Genomic DNA, 23,249 nt, shown 5'->3' with positions numbered 1-23,249 from the left:
GAAACTCCGATCTGATTGCAGTGGCGCCTGGCGGCCGGTTCGGCCTGCGTTAATGGCGGATGTCATTCAGATGGGGGCTGCCCGGATGATTTCAAGGGCTTTTCCGGCTCGATCTTGAAATGCGCACGGGCGGTGGCAATTGGCGCCTGCCTGTCGCCCTGCCATGCGGTAATGGCCACATTGGTCACCCGGCGGCCCTGGCGCCACAGCTGGCATTGGGCGTAGGTATCGCGAAAATGCCCAGCGCGCAGGTAGTCGATGGAAAAATCGATCACCTTCGGGATACTCGCGCTTTCGCTGTAGATCAGCAGGTACAGCGCGGCGGACAGCTCCATGAAACCCGCAATCACGCCACCATGGATGGCGGGCAGCAACGGGTTGCCGATGTTGTCGGGGTTTGCTGGGAGGCGGAACAGAAGGTCATCGCCCTGGCGCTCGCATTCGATGCCAATCAGCCCTGCGTAGGGAATCAGTGCCAGCAATGGCCGGTAATCACCGACCGCGTGGGCGGCGTTGAGTTGCTGGCGAACCGCGTACGGAATCATGCGCCTCCCTCCTTCAGGTTATTGCCGAACCGGATACCGCCCTTGATCTCCTGGCCCAGGCGCATGAAGGTCCCCACCACCTGGCAGATCGGCTGGTCGGGGTCGTCCTGGTAGGCGGTGCCACGGGTGAAGATCACGTCGCGGGTAACCCGGTAGCACTGGGCGTGGCCGTAGATGTCCTTGCCGGCTTCGGCCGGGTGCATGTAGTCGATGCGCAGATCCAGTGTCGGGCACACCTCGAAGCGCGGCAGCACGCAGAGGGTGGCCATGCCGCAGGTGGTATCCATCAGCGTGGTCAGCGCCCCGCCATGTACCGCGCCCGTTTGCGGGTTGCCGACAATGGCCGGCGACCAGGGCAATACCAGGGTCATGCCATTGCCATCGGCCTGGGCCACACGCATGTTCAGCAACTGGCAATGTTTAAGGGCCGAGAGAAAACGCTCGGCCATGGCCATCAAGGTTGAATCGCTCATTCGCTGTTTCCACCCGCACTGCCGCAGCGGCATAAAAATGTTAAAAAGTCTATATAGAACGGGGCGTTATATATCTGTAATCTTCGCGGAACTTATTCCGCGTAGTTGCACTCGAAGGAACAAGTCACTTATTCCACCAAGGAGAAACACCCCCATGCGTAAACCTTTTGCTTTTGCTCTGATGCTGGCCGCTGCCATGGGCCTGGCCGCTTGCGATAAAGCGAGCGAAGACAAAGCCCAGGACGCACAGCAACACGCCGAGCAAGCCCAGGAGAAAGCGGGCGAAGCTCAGGATAAAATGAACGAAGCCGCCAAGGAAAACGCTGAAGCCGCCAAAGATCAGGCTGAAGCCGAGCAGAAGGCTGCCGAAGAAGCCGCTCCGGCTACTCCGGCTCCGGAAGCCGCGCCAGCTACCCCTGCGCCAGAAACTGCTCCGGCAGAACCTGCCAAGCAGTAATTGGCTAAAACAAAAAAACCCGACACTGTCGGGTTTTTTTGTACCTGCAATTTACGGATTAAACGTTTCAGTTACCCGTGACCGTACTTTCCCGGGCCGGTTCACCCGGCACACTTTCCGTGGGCGTGAACACCATCACATCCAGCACATCCGAATGGAACTCGCGACGGTAGAGAATCAACACTACCCCCCACGCTCATGGCCATGAACAACCACGGGCTGATGAACCAGCTCAACATGGCCATGCCGAAGTAATACGAACGCAGGCCCAGGTTGAACTGGTTGGCGGCAAGCGACAATACCCGCGCCGCCCGCGAGGCGAATGCCTTGCGCTCCAGTTCGTTGACCAGCCGCTCTCCGATCATGGGCGCCGAACCCACCAGCACCGCTGCAAAGTTGTATTGGCGCATGCACCAGCTGAACGTGAAAAACGCGTAGACGAAGACCGTGGCCAGGCACAGCAGCTTGATCTCCGACATGCCCTGGGAGGTCTGCTGCACCAGCGGCAAGTCGGCCAGCAGCGACAGCACCCGGTCGGAGGCACCGAGCACGGTAAGGATGCCGGCGAGGATGATCAGCGTGCTGGAGGCAAAGAACGACGCGTTGCGTTCGAGGTTGCCGATCACGCTGGCATCGGCGATACGGTTGTCGCGCAGCAGCATGCGGCGCATCCAGTCCTCACGGTACAGGTGCAACACGCTGGCCAGGCACGCGGTGTCGCGGCCCTTCCAGATGGCATAGCGGGTATAGCCACCCCAGCACAGGGCAAACCAGGCGATAGCCAGCAGGTTGTTGAGGTTGGTTTGGATGAAGTTCATGCAGGGTTCCCGAAAGGGCCAGATGCCTAGAGGATAGGGATCAGGTTTCGACGCTGGCAAGCGGCAAAAGACACAGCTGCACAGCGAAATGTGCATGGCTGGCGCAATCAGCTGCAGGAGCGCAAGGCAAAGGGGTTGCCCAAAAAAAGCCCCGCGTCCTTCCGGATGCGGGGCTTTCGCGTCTAGTCCCTTGGCGAGCACCCTTCGGCTTGTGGCCGGTGCCGCCCTCAGGCTTCAACTTTTCAGGTCAGGCCAGCGCCTCGCGCGGCTTGCCAAGCATGCGGTCGCAGGCCACGGCGCCAACCAGGGTCACCACCGAAGGCACCAACCAGGCAAGGCCCTGGTCGCTCAGCGGCAAGTGCGCCATGAAGTCCGGCAGCACGTGGGCAATGCTGCTGCCCTTGATTGCGTCGACCATGCCGAACAACAGCGACACCAGCATCACCGGTGCCAGGATGCGGGTCGGCGAGTTCCACAGGTCTTTCACGAAGCTCAGGCCCACCACCACGATGCAGGGTGGGTAGATGGCAGTGAGTACCGGGATCGAGAACATGATCAGCTTGGTCAGGCCCAGGTTGGAGATCAGCAGCGAGGAGCCTGCCAGGATCACTACCAGCGCACGGTACGACAGCGGCAAGATCTGGCTGAAGTACTCGGCACAGGCGCAGGTCAGGCCAACCGCAGTCACCAGGCAAGCCAGGGCGATGAGTACGGCGAGGAAGCCGCTGCCCAGCGAGCCGAAGGTGTGCTGCACGTAGGCATGCAGTACCGCCGCACCGTTGGTAGCGTCAGCCGCGATATCGTGGCTGCCGGCACCCAGGCGGAACAGGCTGATGTACACCAGGGCCAGGCCGACACCGGCGATCAGGCCGGCGATGATGGCGTAGCGGGTGATCAGCTTCGGCGACGTGACACCGCGCGAGCGGATGGCGTTGACGATGACGATACCGAACACCAGCGCACCCAGGGTATCCATGGTCAGGTAGCCATCGGAGAAGCCCTTGGAGAACGCGGCGGCGGCATAGGCCGGCTGTGCTTCACCAATGGTGCCGGCCGGCAGCGCGAAGGCAGCGATGCCCAGCACGGCCAAGGCGATGATCTTCAACGGTGCCAGGAAGCGGCCGACGGTGTCGAGCAGCTTGCCCGGGTACATGGAGACGGCCAGCACCACGGCGAAGTACACCAGGCTGTAGATGAACAGCGCCAACGGGCTTTCACCGGTCAGCGGTGCAACACCTACTTCGAACGACACGGTCGCCGTACGCGGGGTGGCGAACAGCGGGCCGACCGACAGGTAGCACACAGCCGCCAGCAGGCCGCCGAAGAATTTGCCGATCGGGCTGCTCAGGGCATCCATGCCGCCACCGACCTTGGCAAGGGCGACCACGGTGATGACCGGCAGACCCACGGCGGTCACCAGGAAGCCTAGTGCTGCCATCCAGACGTGCGGGCCGGACTGCAGACCGACGATAGGCGGGAAGATGATATTGCCCGCGCCAACGAAAAGCGCAAACGTCATAAAGCCAAGCGCCAGGATATCCTGGCCTTTGAGAACTTTCATTTAAGGTAGTACCACACTGCTGAAATCGGGATTCGAGAAGGGATTTCCCCAGGGGTGAGGGAAATGCTGCCCGGCTTGATAGGCCAGACCCGTTTAGCGTGTCGTTCCCTTTTGGGGAGCGGGCACAGAGTGGCGCGTAGATTAACCGTTTTACCCGACAAACGCACTGTTACAGTGCTGCTTGTCCGATGTGCGTACATGTTTGTCGTCTGGATATCTGTGCCAAGCGATAATTTATTGCCGATTAGCGTGAATGTCTGGTGGAAAAACCTGATAGGAACTATCGAATGTTCCATGTCGATAAAATACCCGGCGCAACAACGACAAAGGCCACCCGAAGGTGGCCTCTGTGCGCGTGGGGGGTGTAGCAGTATTACTTCTTGGCTTCCCAGCCAGTCAGCTCGGCCAGGGCCTTGCCGATGTCAGCCAGCGAACGCACGGTCTTCACACCAGCGTCCTGCAGGGCGGCGAACTTCTCGTCCGCAGTGCCTTTGCCGCCGGAAATGATGGCGCCAGCGTGGCCCATGCGCTTGCCCGCAGGTGCAGTAACACCGGCGATGTAGGAAACGACTGGCTTGGTCACGTGGGCCTTGATGTAGGCCGCGGCTTCTTCTTCAGCCGAACCGCCGATCTCACCGATCATCACGATCGCTTCGGTCTTCGGGTCTTCCTGGAACAGCTTCAGGATGTCGATGAAGTTGGAGCCCGGGATCGGGTCACCGCCGATGCCGACGCAGGTCGACTGGCCGAAGCCGGCGTCGGTGGTCTGCTTCACAGCTTCGTAGGTCAGGGTGCCGGAGCGCGAAACGATACCGACCTTGCCTGGCAGGTGGATGTGGCCTGGCATGATACCGATCTTGCACTCGCCCGGGGTGATGACACCTGGGCAGTTAGGGCCGATCAGGGTCACGCCCAGCTCGTCGCACTTGACCTTGGCATCCAGCATGTCCAGGGTAGGAATGCCTTCGGTGATGCAGACGATCAGCTTGATGCCGCCGAAGGCAGCTTCCAGGATCGAGTCTTTGCAGAATGGAGCCGGTACGTAGATGACCGAAGCGTCAGCGCCGGTAGCTTCCACGGCTTCCTTGACGGTGTTGAACACCGGCAGGCCCAGGTGGGTGGTGCCACCCTTGCCTGGGGTTACGCCGCCGACCATCTTGGTGCCGTAGGCGATGGCTTGTTCGGAGTGGAAAGTACCCTGCGAGCCGGTGAAGCCCTGGCAGATGACTTTGGTGTCTTTATTGATCAGGACGCTCATTACTTGCCCTCCGCAGCTTTGACAACTTGTTGAGCAGCGTCGGTCAGGCTGGTTGCCGCAATGATGTTCAAACCGCTTTCTGCCAGTACTTTAGCGCCCAGTTCGGCGTTGTTGCCTTCGAGGCGAACCACAACCGGAACCTTAACGCCGACTTCTTTCACTGCACCGATGATGCCTTCGGCAATCATGTCGCAACGAACGATGCCGCCGAAGATGTTGACCAGAACGGCCGCGACATTGCTGTCGGACAGAATGATCTTGAAGGCTTCGGTAACGCGCTCTTTGGTAGCACCGCCGCCAACGTCGAGGAAGTTGGCTGGCTTGCCGCCATGCAGGTTGACGATGTCCATGGTACCCATGGCCAGGCCGGCACCGTTGACCATGCAGCCGATGTTGCCTTCCAGGGCCACGTAGTTCAGCTCGAAGCTGGCAGCGTGGGCTTCACGAGGATCGTCCTGCGACGGGTCGTGGAAGGTTTTCAGCTTAGGCTGACGGTACATGGCGTTTGCGTCGATGTTGATCTTCGCATCCAGGCAGTGCAGGTCGCCGTCGGCCTTGATGACCAGCGGGTTGACTTCCAGCAGGGCCAGGTCGTGTTCTTTGAACAGCTTGGCCAGGCCTACGAAAATCTTGGCGAACTGCGCAACTTGCTTGCCTTCCAGACCCAGCTGGAATGCCAGTTCACGACCCTGGAACGGCTGAGCGCCGACCAGTGGATCGATAGTAGCCTTGATGATCTTCTCAGGAGTTTCGTGAGCGACTTTCTCGATGTCCACACCACCTTCGGTGGAGGCCATGAACACGATACGGCGGCTCGAGCGATCGACTACAGCGCCCAGGTACAGCTCTTTGGCGATGTCAGTGCAGGATTCGACCAGGATCTTGGTCACTGGCTGACCGTTGGCGTCGGTCTGGTAGGTTACCAGGCGCTTGCCCAACCATTGCGCAGCGAACGCCTTGGCGTCTTCCTTGCTGCGAACCAGCTTGACGCCGCCCGCTTTACCGCGACCACCTGCGTGAACCTGGGCTTTTACAACCCACTCGGAACCGCCGATCTTGTCGCAAGCTTCTGCTGCAGCTTCAGGGGTATCGACTGCGAAACCCTTGGAAACTGGCAGGCCGTATTCAGCGAACAGCTGCTTACCCTGATACTCGTGAAGATTCATGCTTTTTACCGTCTTCGTTAGGTACTGCGCTTCGGCGCTGCGCCATTACTGGCGCCGCACCACCTGTGACCGTTGACCCCGGGTTTTCCCGTGTGATCCGGTCCGGCGGACGTTCCGCGGTGAGTCATGCACGCAAGACTCACGACGGGCTGCCCGCCGTGGTTTCTTATAATTAACGCTTCTTACGGTTGGCCACGTGAATGGCGCCGCCATTCACCGCCAGCGCTGCTTCATGCAACGCTTCGGACAGGGTTGGATGGCTGAAGACCATCATGCCCAGATCCTCGGCACTGGTGCCGAATTCCATTGCGATTGCACCCTGCTGCACCAGTTCGGCAGCCGATGGGCCAATCACGTGTACACCCAGAACGCGGTCGGTCTTGGCATCGGCGATGACCTTGACGAAACCACCGGTGTCGTTGGCTGCCATCGCACGGCCGCTGGCCGCGAACGGGAAGGTGCCTACGTTAACCTCAACACCCTCGGCCTTCAAGGACTGTTCGGTCTTGCCGACCCATGCAATTTCCGGGTGGGTGTAGATAACCGACGGGATCAGGTCGTAGTTCATCTGGGCCTTGTGGCCCTTGATGCGCTCGACAACCATGATGCCCTCTTCCGAGGCCTTGTGGGCCAGCATCATGCCGCGTACCACGTCACCGATGGCGAACACGCCCGGAACGCTGGTGGCGCAGTGATCGTCGACGAAGATGTAGCCACGCTCGTCGATGGTCACGCCGCTGTCGGAAGCCAGCAGGTCGGTGGTTACAGGGCGACGGCCGACCGCAACGATCAGCTTGTCGAAGGTGATCTTCTGCTCGCCTTCGGCGTTGGTGTAGGTCACTTCGACTTCGTTGCCGTTGACTTTCGAGCCGGTAACGCGAGCGCCCAGCTTGATGTCCAGGCCTTGCTTGGTCAGGGTCTTCTGGGCTTCTTTCGACACGGCAGTGTCGGCAGCCATCAGGAAGGTGTCCAGGGCTTCCAGGACGGTGACTTCAGCACCCAGGCGAGCCCATACCGAGCCCAGCTCCAAGCCGATCACGCCGGCACCGATAACGCCCAGGCGCTTCGGTACGGTCTGGAATTCCAGGGCGCCGGTGGAGTCGACGATGACGTTCTGGTCGACCGGAGCCGGTGGAATGTCGATCGGGCGCGAGCCGGAAGCCAGGATCACGTTGTCGGCTTCGATGACTTCGGTGGTGCCGTCAGCCTTGGTGACTTCGACTTTCTTGCCAGCCAGCAGCTTGCCGTGGCCCTGGATCGAAGTAACGCCGTTGGCCTTGAACAGGGTGGCAACGCCACCGGTCAGGTTCTTGACGATGCCAGCCTTGCGGCCAACCATCGCGGCAACGTCCATCTTCACTTCACCAGTGGAGATACCGTGGACGTTGAAGCTCTCTTTGGCTTCCTTGTACTTCCAGGAGCTGTCCAGCAGCGCCTTGGAAGGAATGCAACCTACGTTCAGGCAGGTGCCGCCCAGGGCCAGCTTGCCCTCGGCGTCAGTGTACTTCTCGATACAGGCAGTCTTCAGACCAAGTTGGGCAGCCTTGATGGCAGCTACATAGCCGCCAGGACCTGCACCAATCACCACTACGTCGAATTTCTGGGTCATAAAAGATTCCTTATCAGCAACTAGCTACAAGCCGCGAACCGCGCGGCATGGCTTCTTGCGAAGCCAAGGCCGGCACGGTACGCAGCCAGAGGGTTAGATGTCCAGCAGCAGGCGGGACGGATCTTCCAGCAGGTTCTTGATAGTGACCAGGAAGGTTACCGCTTCCTTGCCGTCGATCAGGCGGTGATCGTACGACAGCGCCAGGTACATCATCGGGCGAATCACGACCTGGCCATTGATGGCCATCGGGCGCTGGATGATGTTGTGCATGCCGAGGATGGCGGCCTGCGGCGGGTTGACGATCGGGGTCGACATCATCGAACCGAAGGTACCACCGTTGGTGATGGTGAAGGTGCCACCGGTCATCTCTTCGATGGACAGCTTGCCGTCACGGGCCTTCTTGCCGAAGGTGGCGATGCCGTTCTCGATTTCAGCCAGGCTCATCGATTCGGCGTTACGCAGTACCGGTACCACCAGGCCACGGTCGCTGGACACGGCAACGCCGACGTCGGCGAAGCCGTGGTAGACGATGTCGTTGCCGTCGATCGAGGCGTTGACCGCCGGGAAGCGCTTCAGGGCTTCGGTAGCAGCCTTGACGAAGAACGACATGAAGCCCAGGCGCACGCCATTGTGGGTCTTCTCGAACAGGTCCTTGTACTTCGAACGCAGGGCCATGACTTCGGTCATGTCCACTTCGTTGAAGGTGGTCAGCATCGCCATGTTGGACTGGGCTTCGACCAGACGCTCGGCGATCTTGGCACGCAGGCGGGTCATCGGCACGCGCTTCTCGGTGCGGTCGCCAGCAGCGACGACAACCGGGGCAGCAGCAGCGGCAGGCTTGGCAGCCGGGGCAGCGGCAGGTGCCGACTTCTTGTTGGCAACAGCAGCAACCACGTCTTCCTTGGTGACGCGACCGCCTTTACCGGTACCGGCAACGGAAGCCAGGTCGATGCCGTTTTCTTCAGCCAGCTTGCGGGCGGCCGGGGCGGCAACCGGGTCATCTTCGCCAGCATCGGCGGCAGCAGCAGCCGGAGCAGCAGCAGGAGCGGCTGCGGCGGCAGGAGCTGCGGCAGCACCGCCTTCAACGATCGAACCCAGCAGTTCGTCGGACAGGACGGTGTCGCCCTCGCCCTTGACGATGTCGCCCAGCACGCCATCGGCGGTAGCCAGTACTTCCAGGACAACCTTGTCGGTCTCGATGTCGACGATCAGCTCGTCACGCTTGACGGCGTCGCCCGGCTTCTTGTGCCAGGTGGCAACGGTGCCATCGGCAACCGATTCCGGGAAGGTTGGGGCTTTGATCTCGATAGCCATTATCTGTGTTTCCTTAAATTCGGTTTCAGGTGCGCGAAGGCGTTAGACAGTGAAGGCGTCTTGCAGCAGTTTTTCCTGCTGTTCGGCGTGCTTCGAAGCGTAACCACAGGCTGGTGCGGCAGACGCGTCGCGACCGGCGTATTCCAGGACCAGTGCCTTGTTGTGGCGGCCCAGGATACGGCGCATGTGGTGCTGGCTGCTGTACCAGGCGCCCTGGTTCATCGGCTCTTCCTGGCACCATACGGCGTGCTTGAGGTTGCTGTATTGCGCCAGGATTTCGACCAGGTCGTCTTCCGGGAACGGGTACAGCTGCTCGAGACGCAGGATGGCGATGTCTTCGCGGCCTTCGGCACGGCGTTTTTCCAGCAGGTCGTAGTAAACCTTGCCGCTGCACAGCACCAGGCGCTCGACCTTGGCCGGATCGATTGCGTCGATTTCCGGGATCACGGTCTGGAACGAGCCTTCTGCCAGTTCTTCCAGGGTCGAGATGGCCAGCTTGTGGCGCAGCAGCGACTTCGGCGTCAGGACTACCAGCGGCTTGCGCAGCGGGCGGATGACCTGGCGACGCAGCAGGTGGTAGATCTGTGCCGGAGTGGTCGGTACGCAGACCTGGATGTTGTGCTCGGCGCACAGCTGCAGGTAACGCTCCAGACGCGCGGAGGAGTGCTCCGGGCCCTGCCCTTCGTAACCGTGTGGCAGCAGCATGGTCAGACCGCACAGGCGGCCCCACTTGTGCTCACCGCTGGTGATGAACTGGTCGATCACCACTTGCGCACCGTTGGCGAAGTCGCCGAACTGGGCTTCCCAGATCACCAGCGCGTTCGGCGTGGTGGTGGAATAGCCGTATTCGAAGGCCAGCACCGCTTCTTCCGACAGGAAGGAGTCGTACAGGTCGAAGCGCGGCTGGCCCGGGAACAGGTTCTGCAGGGGAATGTAGGTGCTGGCGTCCTTCTGGTTGTGCAACACCGCGTGACGGTGCGAGAAGGTGCCGCGGCCGATGTCCTGGCCGGTCATGCGGATCGGGTGACCTTCGAACTGCAGGGTGGCGTAGGCCATGGTCTCTGCATAACCCCAGTTGATCGGCAAGCCACCGGCCTGCATCTTCTGGCGATCTTCGTAGATCTTCGAGACCTGACGCTGAACGACGAAGCCTTCTGGCAGTTCGAGCAGCTTGGCCGACAGGTCTTGCAGGGTCTTGAGGTCGAAGCGGGTGTCGTGACGCGCAGTCCAGGCGTGGCCCAGGTACGGACGCCAGTCGACGAACAGCTCGCGGTTCGGTTCCTTGACCAGGCTTTTCACAACGTGCAGGCCATTGTCCAGCGCGTTGCGGTACTCGTCGATCTTGGCCTGAGCGCGCTCGGCGTCGATACGACCGGCCTGGATCAGCGCCTCGGCATACAGCTCACGGGTAGTGCGCTGCTTGCTGATCTGCTGGTACATCAGCGGCTGGGTGCCGTTCGGTTCGTCAGCCTCGTTGTGGCCGCGACGACGGTAGCAGACCAGGTCGATGACCACGTCACGCTTGAACTGCATGCGGTAATCGATGGCCAGCTGGGTGACGAACAGCACTGCTTCCGGGTCATCGCCGTTCACGTGCAGGATCGGCGCCTGGATCATCTTGGCAACGTCGGTGGCGTACTCGGTGGAGCGCGCGTCCAGCGGGTTGCTGATGGTGAAACCAACCTGGTTGTTGATCACGATGTGCACGGTACCGCCGGTCTTGAAACCGCGGGTCTGCGACATCTGGAAGGTTTCCATGACCACGCCCTGGCCGGCGAATGCTGCGTCGCCGTGGATCGAGATCGGCAGCACCTTGTCGCCGACGGTGTCGTTGCGACGGTCCTGACGGGCGCGCACCGAACCTTCAACCACTGGCGAGACGATTTCCAGGTGGGACGGGTTGAACGCCATGGCCAGGTGAACTTCGCCACCGGTGGTCATCACGTTCGAGGAGAAGCCCTGGTGATACTTCACGTCACCGGAGCCCAGCTCGTTCATCTTCTTGCCTTCGAACTCGTCGAACAGCTCGCGCGGGTTCTTGCCGAAGGTGTTCACCAGTACGTTCAGGCGGCCACGGTGGGCCATGCCGATCACGACTTCCTTGGTGCCGTAAGAACCGGAACGCTGGATCATTTCATCCAGCATCGGGATCAGGCTCTCGCCGCCTTCAAGGCCGAAGCGCTTGGTGCCCGGGTACTTGGTGCCCAGGTACTTTTCCAGGCCCTCACCGGCAGTCACGCGCTCGAGCAGGTGAGCCTGCACGTCAGCGGAAAACTCCGGACGACCGCGCACGCTTTCCAGACGCTGCTGGAACCAGCTGCGCTGCTCGGAATCGACGATGTGGGTGAATTCGGCGCCAATGGTGCGACAATATGTCTTCTGGAGTGCATCGAAGATGTCGCGTAGGCTCGCCTCCTCTTTGCCGATGAACAGGTCGCCGGCACGGAAGGTCGTATCAAGATCGGCATTGGTCAAGCCGTAGTGATTGATCGACAGGTCTACGGGCGCTGGACGCTGCCACAACCCCAACGGGTCAAGCTTGGCAGCCTGATGGCCGCGCATACGATAGGCCTGGATCAGTCGCAGAACTTCAACCTGCTTCTTCTCGTGTTCACTGCTCACGCTCCCGGCGGATACCGGTTGGGCGCGGCGCTGGTTCTTTGCCAGCAGTACGAAATGGTCGCGGATTGTCGAGTGCGATACATCAGTAGCGGTGCTGCCGTCGGCTGGCAACTTCTGGAAGTAAGTGCGCCACTCTTCTGGCACAGCGTTAGGGTCGTGCAGGTAGAGCTCGTAGAGCTCTTCCACATATGCAGCGTTACCACCTGAAAGGTGGGCGCTATCCCACATGCGCTGCATCACGCTTTCTTGCATGCTTGGTCACCCTCGATTAGGGGACTGATCGGCGAGAGCCACAGCAAACCTGGAAAAGTCCGAATAAAGCGACTGAACCACGCCACTTGGATCCTGCTGATTTTCCGGGTACCAGCCCGGAAAGCCCCTGCTGGTCTCATATCTTCATAGGTATGAACGCGGGCTTTGTGGGCCCTTGTTCGGGTTTTACCTCAGTGCGGGCTCAGCGCCCGCACCTCGGCTTACTGCAGTTACAACACTTTGTATCAGGTGCCGCTTTGCAGCAGCATGTTACGTACGTGACCGATTGCCTTGGTCGGGTTCAGACCTTTCGGGCAAACGTTTACGCAGTTCATGATCCCGCGGCAGCGGAATACGCTGAACGGGTCATCCAGGGACGCCAGGCGCTCCTGAGTCTTGGTGTCACGGCTGTCGGCCAGGAAGCGGTAGGCCTGCAGCAGTGCGGCAGGGCCCAGGAACTTGTCCGGGTTCCACCAGAACGACGGGCAGGAAGTCGAGCAGCAAGCGCACAGGATGCACTCGTACAGGCCGTCCAGCTTGTCACGTTCTTCAGGCGACTGCAGACGCTCGATGGCCGGGGCCGGCGTGTCGTTCTGCAGGAATGGTTTCACCTTCTCGTACTGCTTGTAGAAGATGCTCATGTCGACGACCAGGTCACGAATGACCGGCAGGCCCGGCAGCGGGCGCAGAACCAGCTTGTTGCCCTTGACCACGCCCGACAGCGGGGTGATGCAGGCCAGGCCGTTCTTGCCGTTCATGTTCATGCCATCGGAACCGCACACGCCTTCACGGCAGGAGCGACGGTACGAGAAACCCTCGTCCTTTTCCTTGATCAGCGCCAATACATCGAGAACCATCAGGTCCTTGCCGCCGGTATCGACGTCGAACGACTCCATCTTGGGCGCCGAGTCGGTGTCGGGGTTGTAACGATAAACTTCGACTTTCAACATAGCAGCCACCCTTAGTAAGTCCGGATTTTTGGCTCGAAGGCCGGAACGGTCTTCGGCGCAAAGTTGACGCCACGCTTGGCAACGCGCTTCTCACCCGGGTAGTACAGGGTGTGGCACAGCCAGTTTTCGTCGTCACGGTCTTCGAAGTCTTCACGGGCGTGAGCGCCGCGGGACTCTTTACGGGCTTCGGCCGCGATGGCGGTAGCTTCGGCGACTTCCAGCAGGTTCTGCAGCTCCAGCGCTTCGATACGCGCGGTGTTGAAGGCCTGGGACTTGTCGTTGATCTTGACGTTGGCGATGCGGTCACGCAGGCCGGCCAGCTGCTCGATACCCTTCTGCATGTATTCGCCAGTACGGAATACACCGAAGTAGTTCTGCATGCAGCTCTGCAGTTCGCGCTTGAGGCTGGCAACGTCTTCGCCAGTGGAGCGCTCGTTGAGCTTGTTCAGGCGGTTCAGGGCAACTTCGATGTCGGTGTCGCTGGCGTCGAGATGCTCGATGCCGTCGCTCAGCGCCTTCTCCAGGTGCAGGCCGGCAGCACGGCCGAATACCACCAGGTCGAGCAGCGAGTTGCCGCCCAGGCGGTTGGCACCGTGAACCGATACGCACGCCACTTCACCTACGGCGAACAGGCCAGGGATGATGTGATCCTTGCCTTCTTCGTCCATGGTGATGGCCTGGCCATGAATGTTGGTGGCAACGCCGCCCATCATGTAGTGGCAGGTCGGAACGACCGGCACCGGCGCGACGACCGGGTCGACGTGGGCGAAGGTCTTGGACAGTTCGCAGATACCTGGCAGGCGGCTGTGCAGCACTTCCTCGCCCAGGTGGTCCAGCTTCAGCAGTACGTGGTCCTTGTTCGGGCCCACGCCGTTGCCGGCGATGATTTCCTTGACCATGGAACGGGCAACCACGTCACGGCCGGCCAGGTCTTTCGCGTTCGGCGCGTAACGCTCCATGAAGCGCTCGCCGTGGGCGTTGATCAGGTAACCACCTTCACCGCGGCAACCCTCGGTGACCAGTACACCGGCGCCGGCGATGCCGGTCGGGTGGAACTGCCACATCTCGATGTCCTGCACCGGTACACCGGCACGCAGGGCCATGCCGATACCGTCACCGGTATTGATCAGGGCGTTGGTGGTGGAGGAGTAGATACGGCCCGCACCGCCAGTGGCCAGAACGGTGGCCTTGGACTTGATGTACATGGTTTCGCCGGTTTCGATGCAGATCGCGATCACACCGACAAAGGCGCCTTCCTGGTTCTTCACCAGGTCAACGGCGTAGTACTCGTTGAGGAAGGTGGTACCGGCTTTCAGGTTGCCCTGGTACAGGGTGTGCAGCAGCGCGTGACCGGTACGGTCGGAAGCGGCACAGGTACGGGCGGCCTGGCCACCTTTACCGAAGTCCTTGGACTGGCCACCGAACGGACGCTGGTAGATGCGACCGGTTTCGGTACGCGAGAACGGCAGGCCCATGTGGTCCAGCTCGAAGACCGCAGCCGGGCCTTCCTGACACATGTATTCGATAGCGTCCTGGTCACCGATGTAGTCGGAACCCTTGACGGTATCGTACATGTGCCAGCGCCAGTCGTCGTTCGGGTCGGCCGAAGCGATGGCGCAGGTGATGCCGCCCTGGGCGGATACGGTGTGCGAACGGGTCGGGAAGACCTTGGTGACTACGGCAGTCTTGTGGCCGCCTTGAGCCAGTTGCAGCGCTGCGCGCATGCCGGCGCCGCCGCCACCGATGATGATGGCGTCGAAGGAAATGGTTGGAATGCTAGCCATGGATCAGATACCCCAGAGAATCTGCACACCCCAGACGAAGTAAGCGAACATCGCAACGCCGCATACCGCCTGGAACAGGAAACGAATCGCAGTTGCCGACTTGCCGAACGACATAGGCGTCAGGTAGTCGGTTGCAATGGTCCACATGCCGACCCAGGCGTGAGCGCCCAGGGCAACGAGGGCCAGCAGACTGAAGATCCGCATCGCGTTGTTGGAGAACAGACCATGCCACTGGGTGTAGTCGATGCCTGGGTGGGCGATCACGTAGCCGATCAGGAAGAGGAAGTAAGCCGCGAGAACGACCGCAGAAACGCGCTGCGCCATCCAGTCATAGAGGCCCGAACGCGACAGGTTCGTGACATTGGTTACCATACCCAAACTCCCACCAGAACGATCAGCACCACGGAGATGACGATCACGATTTTCGAGCCCAGCTTGCCGCCTTCCAGCGTCTCACCGATGCCCATGTCCATGATCAGGTGACGAACACCTGCCACGAGGTGATAAAGCAGGGCGGACAGCAGGCCCCAGGTCACGAACTTGGCCAGCGGGCTGGTCAGACACGCCTTCACCTCACCGAAGCCTTCCTCGGAACCCAGCGATTTGCCCAGTGCATAAAGCATGATGGCAAGGCCGATGAACAGGATGACGCCGGAGATACGGTGCAGGATGGACGTGTACGCAGTGACAGGGAGCTTGATGGTCCTTAGGTCTAGGTTTACAGGTCGTTGGCTTTTCACGGCTTTTTTCACACTGAAGAGCCCCTAGCGAATCAGGGCAAAGTTGTTGGTAAGTGTACTGGTCAGGTACCCACCACCCAGGGAACGGCGACCCCCAGCAGTTCGGGCTTGCAAGCCCCTGGCGGTCGGGTGCCGAGTATAGACAGTTAGGCTGCTTATGACAACGTGACGGGGTAGCCCAAATAGCGCATTGCCTTTAACGAACAAAAGGCGTAAATGGGCGAGAATTTCGGGAAAAATCAGGCTTGAATGCCTGTTTCAACAAGCCTTTAGGCAAATTGACATCTGAATTTATCCCTCTATAGTGGTGCGGGCCCTGCGTGGGGGGTCTGTCTGATGATTTCTAGCATTAATAGGAGGCCACATGGCTGACAAAAAAGCGCAGTTGGTCATCGAGGGCGCTGCCCCCGTCGAGCTGCCCATTTTAACCGGCACCGTTGGTCCTGATGTAATCGACGTCCGCGGGTTGGGGGCCACTGGTCACTTCACCTTCGACCCTGGTTTCATGGCGACTGCCTCGTGCGAGTCGAAGATCACCTACATTGACGGCGACAAAGGTATCCTGCTGCACCGCGGCTACCCGATCGAGCAACTCGCCGAGCAATCCGACTACCTCGAAACCTGCTACCTGCTGCTCAACGGCGAACTGCCGAATGCCGAGCAGAAGGCCCAGTTCGTCAGCACCGTCAAGAACCACACCATGGTTCACGAGCAGCTGAAGTCTTTCTTCAACGGCTTCCGCCGCGACGCTCACCCAATGGCGGTGATGTGCGGCGTGGTCGGCGCCCTGTCGGCGTTCTATCACGACTCCCTGGATATCAATAACCCGCAACACCGCGAAATCTCCGCGGTACGCCTGGTCGCCAAGATGCCGACCCTGGCCGCGATGGTTTACAAGTACTCCATGGGCCAGCCGATGATGTACCCGCGCAACGACCTGTCGTACGCGGAAAACTTCCTGCACATGATGTTCAACACCCCCTGCGAGATCAAACCGATCAGCCCGGTGCTGGCCAAGGCAATGGACCGGATCTTCATCCTCCACGCCGACCACGAGCAGAACGCCTCCACTTCCACCGTCCGCCTGGCCGGCTCGTCGGGTGCCAACCCGTTCGCCTGTATCGCTGCCGGTATCGCCGCACTCTGGGGCCCGGCCCACGGCGGTGCGAACGAAGCCGTCCTGACCATGCTCGATGAAATCGGCGATGTCTCGAACATCGACACCTTCATCGCCAAGGCCAAGGACAAGAATGACCCGTTCAAGCTGATGGGCTTCGGTCACCGCGTGTACAAGAACCGCGACCCGCGCGCCACCGTGATGAAGCAGACCTGCGACGAAGTCCTGCGCGAGCTGGGCATCAAGAACGACCCGCAGCTGGAACTGGCCATGCGCCTCGAAGAGATCGCCCTGACCGATCCGTACTTCATCGAGCGCTCGCTGTACCCGAACGTCGACTTCTACTCGGGGATCATCCTCAAGGCAATCGGCATTCCGACCAGCATGTTCACCGTGATCTTCGCCCTGGCACGTACCGTGGGCTGGATCTCGCACTGGAAAGAAATGCTCTCCAGCCCGTACAAGATCGGCCGTCCGCGCCAGCTGTACACCGGCGAGCAAAAACGCGACATCACTGCACTGAAAGACCGCAAGTAAGCTTTTTAGCCGAACGCAAAAAGGCTGCCCTTGGGCAGCCTTTTTTTATTCCAGGTCCTGATGGCCGCAGCTCGACCCTTGCGGGAGCCACGCGTTAAACCTCAGTTTTTCTCAGCCCGCTCGCGCAGCCCTTTCAGGGTATTGAACGGCGCATCCACCACGAACTTGTTGGCCACCATCGCCGGCACGCTACCACCCGGCTCGGTGTGCACCTGGTAGGTCACTTCCGTACTGTCGCCCTTGGGCACCAGCTTCCAGAAGCCCTCAACCTTGGCTACCCGCACAAAGCCCTTCTCTTCCGGTAGATAGGTCGGTTCTTCCTTCAGGTTCCGCACCAGGCTGCCGTCCGCCCCCTTGACAGTCGTCACACGCAAGATCGAATCACGCGGCGTCACCGGCCATGGCGTATTGAACTGGGTGTAGGTCCAGCTCTGGTCACCCTCATGCTTGAGCAGCTTCTGCGACTTGCACTCATGAATCCATGCACAGGCCCCGACCGCGTCTTCCTGCAACGCCTGCACCTTGGCCAGCGGTGCCTTGATCACGGTGACGCCCTGATAGGCCTTGTACTTGGAACCAGCCACTTCGCTGAGGGATATCTTGATCCCCTCCTCGTCCTTGGCCACCTGCCAGTTTTCGGCCCAGGCCGCAGGCGACAGCAGAACACCCACGCCACACAGCAGTGCAATACGCTTGAACGATCTCATCATGTTTATCCTTGTTGTCGAAGATCCAGCCTGTCACGCCGCCGTCATCTGTTCCCACCAGCCAAGAATCCTGATTGCCTCGTCACGATCACTGCCGCACACCTCGACATCTGCCTTGAAGCCGCCACATACCGCCGGCCGCTCGGGCTTGCCGAACAGGTCGCAGAGGTTGGCAGCCGTCAGGTGCAGGCAGCGCTCGCCAGCCGGCTTGCCATTGGGCATGCGCGGCATCGCAGAAGTGATGGACGGGGCGATGCAGCAGGCACCACAGCCCTCACGGCAATTCATGGTTATTCACCAAAATCAGGACTCCCTGGAACAAAACGGGACGAACGTCCCTGGATAGTAACCGCTCAAACAGGCGTTTGAAATTACTGGCACGATGAAATTTGCCGTGACCCGGCAGTCAGTTCCCGGCTACTGGCGATACTCGAAATCGATGGCTGCCCCTTCCACGTCATGACGGCTGTCATTACGCAACTGCAGCTGCATTTCGTTATTGATCAAGCGGCCATTGAGCTGGAACGGGCTGTCGCTGGTTTCCGGCTTTTCGGTAAACATGGGCGGCAGCAAAGGTTTGCGCCGCTGGATGGGCGACGGGGTACCCACATTCGGCTCCAGGTTGTCGACCATATCGACAGGCAGGCTGAGGTCCAGCTTTGCCTTGGGCAATGGTTTGGCGACCGCTTTGCTGACCGGCTTGTGCGCCTTGGCCTTGCTGTTGCCAGCCTTCTTCACCACCTGCTTCTGCGCAGGCTTGGCTGGCGCCTTTTTTTGCACATTTTTGCCCTGGGCTGCCTGCACCTGGCTTGCCGGCTGCGCAGCCAACGCTGGGCTGCCCAGGTAGCAGAACGGTGCTAGGCACAAGATCAAGGCAAAACGGCGCAAAGCTTTCATGGCAAATGGACAGACTGGCAAGAAAGGTGCGTATGCTCCATGTTCCACGGGCGGCTGGCAAGCCTTACAAAAGTGTGAGCGCAGGCTCCCTGCACAACTGCTGAGCCAGCAAACCCAGCGTAATCACTGCCCGCTCGGCCTCTTTGTTCCACGGGATGCCACAATTAAGGCGGATGCAGTGGTTGAACTGTTCTGTGTTACTGAATATTAACCCCGGCGCGATACTGATGCCTTGCTCCAGCGCCCGCACATGCAGCTCCTGGGTATTGACCCGCCCGGGCAGGCTTATCCAGAGGATGAAACCGCCCGTGGGCCGGGTCATCTGGGTACCCTCGGGGAAGTGCTGCTGCACCGCCAACTGGTAGGCACTGAGGTTCTTGCGATACTCCTGGCGGATGTAGCGCAGGTGCCGGTCGTAACCGCCATTTTCCAGGTAGGCCGCCACCCCCATCTGCGTCACGCTACAGGCCGAATGGGTGGTGAAGGTCTGCAGGCGCTGAATTTCGTCCTGATAGCGCCCGGCGATCATCCAGCCAACGCGCACACCAGGGGACAGGGTCTTGGAGAAGCTTGAACAGTAGATCACCCGGTCCAGGCGGTCGAATGCCTTCAGCGCCTTGGTCTTGCCTTGCTCGAACATCAACTCGCCATAGATGTCGTCCTCGATAATCTGAATATCGAAGTCTGACGCCAGACGCAGCAATTGCTTTTGCCGCTCCTCAGGGACCGTGCCACCCAGCGGATTGCTCAGGCGCGCCGTCAGTACGAGGGCCTTGATCGACCACTGGTTAGCCGCCAGCTGCAAGGCTTCAAGGCTGATACCCGTGGATGGATCGCTGGGGATTTCGATCACTTTCAGGCCCAGCAAATCGGCCAGTTGCAGCAACCCGTAATAGGTCGGCGACTCGGCAGCGATCAGATCGCCCGGGCGGGTCAAAACGCGCAGGGACATTTGCAGGGCATCGACACAGCCATGGGTCACGATCACTTCACGCGGGTCGACCAGCACGCCGGCATCGCGCATGCGAATGGCGATCTGCCGGCGCAGCGGCTCGAAACCGGGGCTGAACATGTAACTGAAGGCGCGCGGACTGTGAAAGCGGGTGACCTTGGCAATTTGCTGATGCAGGGCACGCACTGGCAGGTAGTCGACATGCGGCACCGCAGCGCCGAACGGGAACACGCCATCACGGCGCGCCTCGGTCAGCACTTGCTGGATGATGCTGGCACGGGTGACCAGGCCCGGGCGCTCCACCCGGGCAATGTCCGGGGTTTGCGCGGTCAGGGCCGGCGTCTGGTGCACGTAGTAGCCAGATTGTGGCCGCGCGCGGATCAACCCTTGGTCTTCGAGGTTGGCATAGGCCTGCAGCACCGTGGCATGGCTGACATTGAGCTGGGCACTCATCTTGCGCACGGAGGGTACCCGCTCGCCTGGCTGGTAGACACCACGACGGATGTCATCGGCCAGTTGCTGGGCGATACGCTGGTACAGCAGCAGGTTGGTCATGGCGGCGGCTCGTTGTTCTTGTACGGCTCAGTGACGGTAGAGGATACCGTAACAGTTACAAAGTGTACTGGGACAGAATGCAACATAGTCGACAATACAATAGCGTGATAGCTATCGAAACGACTAAGCCGACAAAAAGCGGGGCCGCATTGCGGCCCTTTCGCGGCACAAGGCCGCGCCTACAGGTTCTGCACATGTCCTGGGCTTGACACCACCCTGTGGGAGCGGCCTTAGCCGTGAACACCGGCAAAGCCGGTGCCGTCCTCCGCACGCCAGCGATCAGCGCGCAGGCGCGAGCCTGCCCTTGTCGTCGGAGAACACGATCTCCACGCGGCGGTTCTGCGCCCTGCCCCGCTCAGAGGCGTTGGCCTCGATCGGGTACTGGTCGCCATAGCCCTCGACCTGCAGGCGCTTTTCGTCGATGCCAAGGTCCACCAGCATGTCGGCCACGGCCTGCGCCCGGTCGCGGGACAGTTTCAGGTTGTCTTCGGCCGCGCCAGTGCTGTCGGTATAACCTTCGATACGCACTACCCGCCGCGGGTTGAGCTGAAGGAACTGCACCAGCTTGAGCACGGTACGGCTGGCCGAATTCTTCAGCTCGGCACGGCCAGTATCAAACAGCACGTCACCCAGCGTCATCACCAGGCCACGATCAGTCTGCTCCGAAGCCAGCGCAGCGATCTGCGACTCGACCCACTTGCCCTGCTGCTGCACGCTGGCCAGCTTGGCCTCGCGCAACGCCAATTGCAGGCGCTGACGCTCGAGGTCAAGCTTGGCCTGGCGCTCCTGGTTCAGCGCCAGCTTGGCATGCTCACTGGCAATTTCACTGTAGCGCTGGCTAAGGTAAGCGTAATGACGCACATCGGAACCGGTGCCGATATAGCTGGACAGGCGCTCGGCACGGGCCAGCGACTCACCTGCGCGGATCACGTCACGTGGCGCACTGCGCAGCACATCGGAATCATCCTTGACCTTGGCGAAGGTGGCACTGGCTTCATCCAGCGCAGCAGAGCTGCGCTGGCTGGCACAACCTTGCAAGCCTGCTGCCAGCGCCAGCAACGCCAGCGCGGCCAATGGTGTACGGCGCATCATGGCTGCACCTCCAGTTGCTTGCGCAAGCGCTTGACCCGCGACTGCAGCAGTTGCAGTTGCTCTTCGCTTTTCTGGTTCAGCACCTGGGCCTCGGCCAGGCGGGCATCAAGCTCGGCCTGCTCGGCGCGCATGCGCGCATCACGGTAGTCCTGGGTCAGCATGTTGGCCTTGGCCCGGGCCAGCTTGTCTTCAGCCATCTGCAGCGTTTCGACCTGCTCGGTGGCACCTACGGCCCTGGCCTGCTCCAGTGCCTGTTCGGAAATGCGCATCTGCTCGTCAGGGGCCGGATCATTGGCGCAGCCAGCCAGGCCGAGCACGGCCAAGGCAAGGATTAGTGGTTGGGTTCTCACGCAATCTTCCTAGTGTTTGGGGGCGTCCGCCGGCACCTGCAACTGCGCTTTCCAGCGCTCGACATTACGTTGCAGGACCGCCTCGGACGCACCGGAGATCGGCAATTCTGTCAGTTTTTTTGCCAATTGCCCACGCAACCAGCTGTCATTGCATGCCGAGTTGTGCGACAGGGCCAGGTACAGGCCTGGCCGGTCCACCGGCAGGCCGCGGGCGATCAGGTCATTGTTCATGCCCAGGCTCTGGGCCATGGCCATGCCCGAATAGCGGCCAGCAAGCACATAGTCCACCTGGCCAAGCACCAGTTTCTGGAACGCCTGGGTCAGGTTCTGCGCTGGCACCAGCTTCAGCTGGGCCTTGGCAAACGCGGTAAAGGCCGGGGTCAGGCGCGCGCGTTCGGACAAGCTGCCCTGGTACTGGGCCAGGTCCGCAGGGCCATCGAAGGTCAGCGTGGCATCGTGGCGTGTCCACACCAGGTATTCGTTGAGTTGAAGGGGTGGGTGGATGTAGTCCAGCGCGGTCAGTTGTTCCACCTGCATCGGCGTATCGAGCAGCAGGTCCATACGCCCGCTGCGCACTTCCTCCAGGGCCTGGTCGCGACGGCCAGCACTTAGCACCTCCACCTTCACCCCCAGCTCGCCAGCCACCTGGCGCAGCAGGTCGACGTTGGCGCCGATCAGGTGTTTCGGGTCTTTCGGGTCCTGCCACGAATAAGGCGGAGCATCAGGGCTGCCGGTTGCCACCAGGCGCTCGCACTTGCCTGCTGCCATGGCCAATGGCGTCACCAACGCCACCATGCATGCCAGCACCCTGCCCGTTCCGCGCAACGTCATCCCTCACTCCTCAACCCATAAAAAAACCCGACCCTCAATGCGAGGGCCGGGTTCTTTATAAGTGAAGCAGGCGGATCAGACCAGCTTTTCCAGCTCCGGAACCGCTTCGAACAGGTCGGCAACCAGGCCGTAGTCGGCCACCTGGAAGATCGGCGCCTCTTCGTCCTTGTTGATCGCAACGATCACTTTGGAGTCTTTCATGCCGGCCAGGTGCTGGATCGCGCCGGAGATACCGACGGCGATGTACAGCTGTGGCGCAACGATCTTGCCGGTCTGGCCGACCTGCATGTCGTTCGGCACGAAGCCTGCGTCGACCGCAGCGCGCGAAGCGCCGACGGCCGCGCCGAGCTTGTCGGCCAGGCTGTACAGGTGCTTGAAGTTGTCACCGTTGCCCATGCCGCGGCCGCCGGAAACGACGATCTTGGCAGCGGTCAGCTCTGGGCGGTCGGACTTGGCCAGCTCTTCACCGACAAAGGCCGAGATACCGGCGTTGTGCGCGGCACTCACCGCTTCAACAGCAGCCGAGCCACCTTCGGCAGCGACCGGGTCGAAGCCGGTGGTACGCACGGTGATGACCTTGATCGAAGCGCTCGATTGCACGGTGGCAATGGCGTTACCGGCATAGATCGGGCGCTTGAAGGTGTCGGCGGACTCGACCGAGA

22 protein-coding genes and 1 pseudogene are annotated in these 23,249 nt (G+C 60.8%); 2 read left to right on the top strand and 21 right to left on the bottom strand.

The annotated features are described in order from the left end of the window. Nucleotides 1–62: 62 nt before the first annotated feature. Both WF331_RS20120 and WF331_RS20115 read right to left on the bottom strand, forming a co-directional pair. Nucleotides 63–545 (bottom strand): PaaI family thioesterase, encoded by a 483-nt coding sequence (locus tag WF331_RS20120; RefSeq protein WP_016498700.1) that lies wholly within the window; start codon nt 543–545, stop codon nt 63–65. Continuing rightward, nucleotides 542–1,018, bottom strand: a complete 477-nt coding sequence (locus tag WF331_RS20115; RefSeq protein WP_229609602.1) for a PaaI family thioesterase — start codon at nt 1,016–1,018, stop codon at nt 542–544. Before WF331_RS20115 ends, WF331_RS20120 begins: the two co-directional genes overlap by 4 nt. A 154-nt stretch (nt 1,019–1,172) precedes the next feature. On the opposite strand from WF331_RS20115, the gene WF331_RS20110 reads away from it, so the two are divergent. Then, complete coding sequence (locus WF331_RS20110; RefSeq protein ID WP_016498698.1) at nt 1,173–1,475, top strand: hypothetical protein; 303 nt, start codon at nt 1,173–1,175, stop codon at nt 1,473–1,475. Between the two features lie 67 nt (nt 1,476–1,542). On the opposite strand, the pseudogene WF331_RS20105 reads toward WF331_RS20110, so the two are convergent. From WF331_RS20105 to sdhC, 11 genes and pseudogenes are all read right to left on the bottom strand, one after another. Beyond that, a pseudogene (locus WF331_RS20105) lies at nt 1,543–2,293 on the bottom strand (DUF599 domain-containing protein). Nucleotides 2,294–2,540: 247 nt separating this feature from the next. After that, nucleotides 2,541–3,854: a branched-chain amino acid transport system II carrier protein gene (brnQ, locus tag WF331_RS20100; protein ID WP_016498696.1), complete on the bottom strand. Its 1,314-nt coding sequence runs from the start codon at nt 3,852–3,854 to the stop codon at nt 2,541–2,543. A 373-nt stretch (nt 3,855–4,227) separates the two neighbouring features. Beyond that, nucleotides 4,228–5,112, bottom strand: coding sequence for a succinate--CoA ligase subunit alpha (gene sucD, locus WF331_RS20095; RefSeq protein WP_003254203.1), 885 nt, complete (start codon nt 5,110–5,112; stop codon nt 4,228–4,230). Then, nucleotides 5,112–6,278, bottom strand: coding sequence for an ADP-forming succinate--CoA ligase subunit beta (gene sucC, locus WF331_RS20090; RefSeq protein WP_008091914.1), 1,167 nt, complete (start codon nt 6,276–6,278; stop codon nt 5,112–5,114). The genes sucD and sucC overlap by 1 nt, the downstream gene beginning before the upstream one ends. Before the next feature lie 172 nt (nt 6,279–6,450). Beyond that, on the bottom strand, nt 6,451–7,887 hold the full coding sequence (lpdA, locus tag WF331_RS20085; RefSeq protein ID WP_019472037.1) for a dihydrolipoyl dehydrogenase: 1,437 nt from the start codon (nt 7,885–7,887) through the stop codon (nt 6,451–6,453). Nucleotides 7,888–7,980: 93 nt separating this feature from the next. Next, nucleotides 7,981–9,201, bottom strand: a complete 1,221-nt coding sequence (odhB, locus tag WF331_RS20080; RefSeq protein ID WP_016498694.1) for a 2-oxoglutarate dehydrogenase complex dihydrolipoyllysine-residue succinyltransferase — start codon at nt 9,199–9,201, stop codon at nt 7,981–7,983. 42 nt (nt 9,202–9,243) lie between these two features. Continuing rightward, nucleotides 9,244–12,075 (bottom strand): 2-oxoglutarate dehydrogenase E1 component, encoded by a 2,832-nt coding sequence (locus tag WF331_RS20075; protein WP_016498693.1) that lies wholly within the window; start codon nt 12,073–12,075, stop codon nt 9,244–9,246. Between the two features lie 245 nt (nt 12,076–12,320). Beyond that, complete coding sequence (locus WF331_RS20070) at nt 12,321–13,025, bottom strand: succinate dehydrogenase iron-sulfur subunit (RefSeq protein ID WP_008091906.1); 705 nt, start codon at nt 13,023–13,025, stop codon at nt 12,321–12,323. Between the two features lie 11 nt (nt 13,026–13,036). Beyond that, nucleotides 13,037–14,809 (bottom strand): succinate dehydrogenase flavoprotein subunit, encoded by a 1,773-nt coding sequence (gene sdhA, locus WF331_RS20065; protein ID WP_016498692.1) that lies wholly within the window; start codon nt 14,807–14,809, stop codon nt 13,037–13,039. A gap of 3 nt (nt 14,810–14,812) precedes the next feature. Then, a complete protein-coding gene (gene sdhD / locus WF331_RS20060; protein WP_016498691.1) occupies nt 14,813–15,181 on the bottom strand; it encodes a succinate dehydrogenase, hydrophobic membrane anchor protein in 369 nt (122 codons plus the stop codon). After that, nucleotides 15,175–15,561 (bottom strand): succinate dehydrogenase, cytochrome b556 subunit, encoded by a 387-nt coding sequence (sdhC, locus tag WF331_RS20055; protein WP_008091902.1) that lies wholly within the window; start codon nt 15,559–15,561, stop codon nt 15,175–15,177. Before sdhC ends, sdhD begins: the two co-directional genes overlap by 7 nt. A gap of 352 nt (nt 15,562–15,913) precedes the next feature. Here sdhC and gltA point away from each other — a divergent pair, with 352 nt between their 5' ends. Further along, nucleotides 15,914–17,203 carry a citrate synthase gene (gene gltA, locus WF331_RS20050; RefSeq protein ID WP_016488282.1) on the top strand — a complete coding sequence of 430 codons (1,290 nt, stop codon included), beginning with the start codon at nt 15,914–15,916 and terminating at the stop codon, nt 17,201–17,203. A 101-nt stretch (nt 17,204–17,304) separates the two neighbouring features. Here gltA and WF331_RS20045 read toward each other — a convergent pair whose 3' ends face one another. From WF331_RS20045 to WF331_RS20010, 8 genes are all read right to left on the bottom strand, one after another. After that, nucleotides 17,305–17,910, bottom strand: a complete 606-nt coding sequence (locus WF331_RS20045; RefSeq protein WP_016498690.1) for an START domain-containing protein — start codon at nt 17,908–17,910, stop codon at nt 17,305–17,307. Nucleotides 17,911–17,943: 33 nt separating this feature from the next. Next, nucleotides 17,944–18,198: a YkgJ family cysteine cluster protein gene (locus WF331_RS20040; RefSeq protein WP_009684718.1), complete on the bottom strand. Its 255-nt coding sequence runs from the start codon at nt 18,196–18,198 to the stop codon at nt 17,944–17,946. A gap of 129 nt (nt 18,199–18,327) precedes the next feature. Next, a complete protein-coding gene (locus WF331_RS20035) occupies nt 18,328–18,807 on the bottom strand; it encodes a hypothetical protein (RefSeq protein ID WP_016498689.1) in 480 nt (159 codons plus the stop codon). A gap of 64 nt (nt 18,808–18,871) precedes the next feature. Further along, nucleotides 18,872–20,314, bottom strand: a complete 1,443-nt coding sequence (locus WF331_RS20030; protein ID WP_016498688.1) for an aminotransferase-like domain-containing protein — start codon at nt 20,312–20,314, stop codon at nt 18,872–18,874. 279 nt (nt 20,315–20,593) lie between these two features. Continuing rightward, nucleotides 20,594–21,406, bottom strand: coding sequence for an OmpA family protein (locus WF331_RS20025; RefSeq protein ID WP_016498687.1), 813 nt, complete (start codon nt 21,404–21,406; stop codon nt 20,594–20,596). Then, nucleotides 21,403–21,756: a DUF4398 domain-containing protein gene (locus WF331_RS20020; protein WP_049275988.1), complete on the bottom strand. Its 354-nt coding sequence runs from the start codon at nt 21,754–21,756 to the stop codon at nt 21,403–21,405. Before WF331_RS20020 ends, WF331_RS20025 begins: the two co-directional genes overlap by 4 nt. A gap of 9 nt (nt 21,757–21,765) precedes the next feature. Further along, a complete protein-coding gene (locus tag WF331_RS20015; protein ID WP_016498685.1) occupies nt 21,766–22,587 on the bottom strand; it encodes a substrate-binding periplasmic protein in 822 nt (273 codons plus the stop codon). A gap of 75 nt (nt 22,588–22,662) precedes the next feature. After that, nucleotides 22,663–23,249, bottom strand: a 587-nt coding sequence (locus WF331_RS20010) for an electron transfer flavoprotein subunit alpha/FixB family protein (RefSeq protein ID WP_340623234.1), incomplete at its 5' end; no start/stop codon positions are given.

The organism is Pseudomonas sp. YNh, assembly GCF_037993085.1.
GTDB classification, from domain to species: Bacteria; Pseudomonadota; Gammaproteobacteria; order Pseudomonadales; family Pseudomonadaceae; genus Aquipseudomonas; species Aquipseudomonas putida.
Note: the sequence above shows the minus strand (reverse complement) of the source record. Positions and strands in the feature narration are given on the sequence as shown.

Bases quoted from the DNA above. Each gene is read 5' to 3' on its own strand.
- WF331_RS20120 (WP_016498700.1), bottom strand. From the start codon at position 545: ATGATTCCGTACGCGGTTCGCCAGCAACTCAACGCCGCCCACGCGGTC.
- WF331_RS20075 (WP_016498693.1), bottom strand. From the start codon at position 12,075: ATGCAAGAAAGCGTGATGCAGCGCATGTGGGATAGCGCCCACCTTTCA.
- WF331_RS20030 (WP_016498688.1), bottom strand. From the start codon at position 20,314: ATGACCAACCTGCTGCTGTACCAGCGTATCGCCCAGCAACTGGCCGAT.
- sucC (WP_008091914.1), bottom strand. From the start codon at position 6,278: ATGAATCTTCACGAGTATCAGGGTAAGCAGCTGTTCGCTGAATACGGC.
- WF331_RS20070 (WP_008091906.1), bottom strand. From the start codon at position 13,025: ATGTTGAAAGTCGAAGTTTATCGTTACAACCCCGACACCGACTCGGCG.
- brnQ (WP_016498696.1), bottom strand. From the start codon at position 3,854: ATGAAAGTTCTCAAAGGCCAGGATATCCTGGCGCTTGGCTTTATGACG.
- WF331_RS20115 (WP_229609602.1), bottom strand. From the start codon at position 1,018: ATGAGCGATTCAACCTTGATGGCCATGGCCGAGCGTTTTCTCTCGGCC.
- WF331_RS20040 (WP_009684718.1), bottom strand. From the start codon at position 18,198: ATGAATTGCCGTGAGGGCTGTGGTGCCTGCTGCATCGCCCCGTCCATC.
- WF331_RS20025 (WP_016498687.1), bottom strand. From the start codon at position 21,406: ATGATGCGCCGTACACCATTGGCCGCGCTGGCGTTGCTGGCGCTGGCA.
- sdhD (WP_016498691.1), bottom strand. From the start codon at position 15,181: ATGGTAACCAATGTCACGAACCTGTCGCGTTCGGGCCTCTATGACTGG.
- WF331_RS20110 (WP_016498698.1), top strand. From the start codon at position 1,173: ATGCGTAAACCTTTTGCTTTTGCTCTGATGCTGGCCGCTGCCATGGGC.
- sdhA (WP_016498692.1), bottom strand. From the start codon at position 14,809: ATGGCTAGCATTCCAACCATTTCCTTCGACGCCATCATCATCGGTGGC.
- odhB (WP_016498694.1), bottom strand. From the start codon at position 9,201: ATGGCTATCGAGATCAAAGCCCCAACCTTCCCGGAATCGGTTGCCGAT.
- WF331_RS20035 (WP_016498689.1), bottom strand. From the start codon at position 18,807: ATGAAAGCTTTGCGCCGTTTTGCCTTGATCTTGTGCCTAGCACCGTTC.
- lpdA (WP_019472037.1), bottom strand. From the start codon at position 7,887: ATGACCCAGAAATTCGACGTAGTGGTGATTGGTGCAGGTCCTGGCGGC.
- WF331_RS20015 (WP_016498685.1), bottom strand. From the start codon at position 22,587: ATGACGTTGCGCGGAACGGGCAGGGTGCTGGCATGCATGGTGGCGTTG.
- gltA (WP_016488282.1), top strand. From the start codon at position 15,914: ATGGCTGACAAAAAAGCGCAGTTGGTCATCGAGGGCGCTGCCCCCGTC.
- sucD (WP_003254203.1), bottom strand. From the start codon at position 5,112: ATGAGCGTCCTGATCAATAAAGACACCAAAGTCATCTGCCAGGGCTTC.
- WF331_RS20045 (WP_016498690.1), bottom strand. From the start codon at position 17,910: ATGAGATCGTTCAAGCGTATTGCACTGCTGTGTGGCGTGGGTGTTCTG.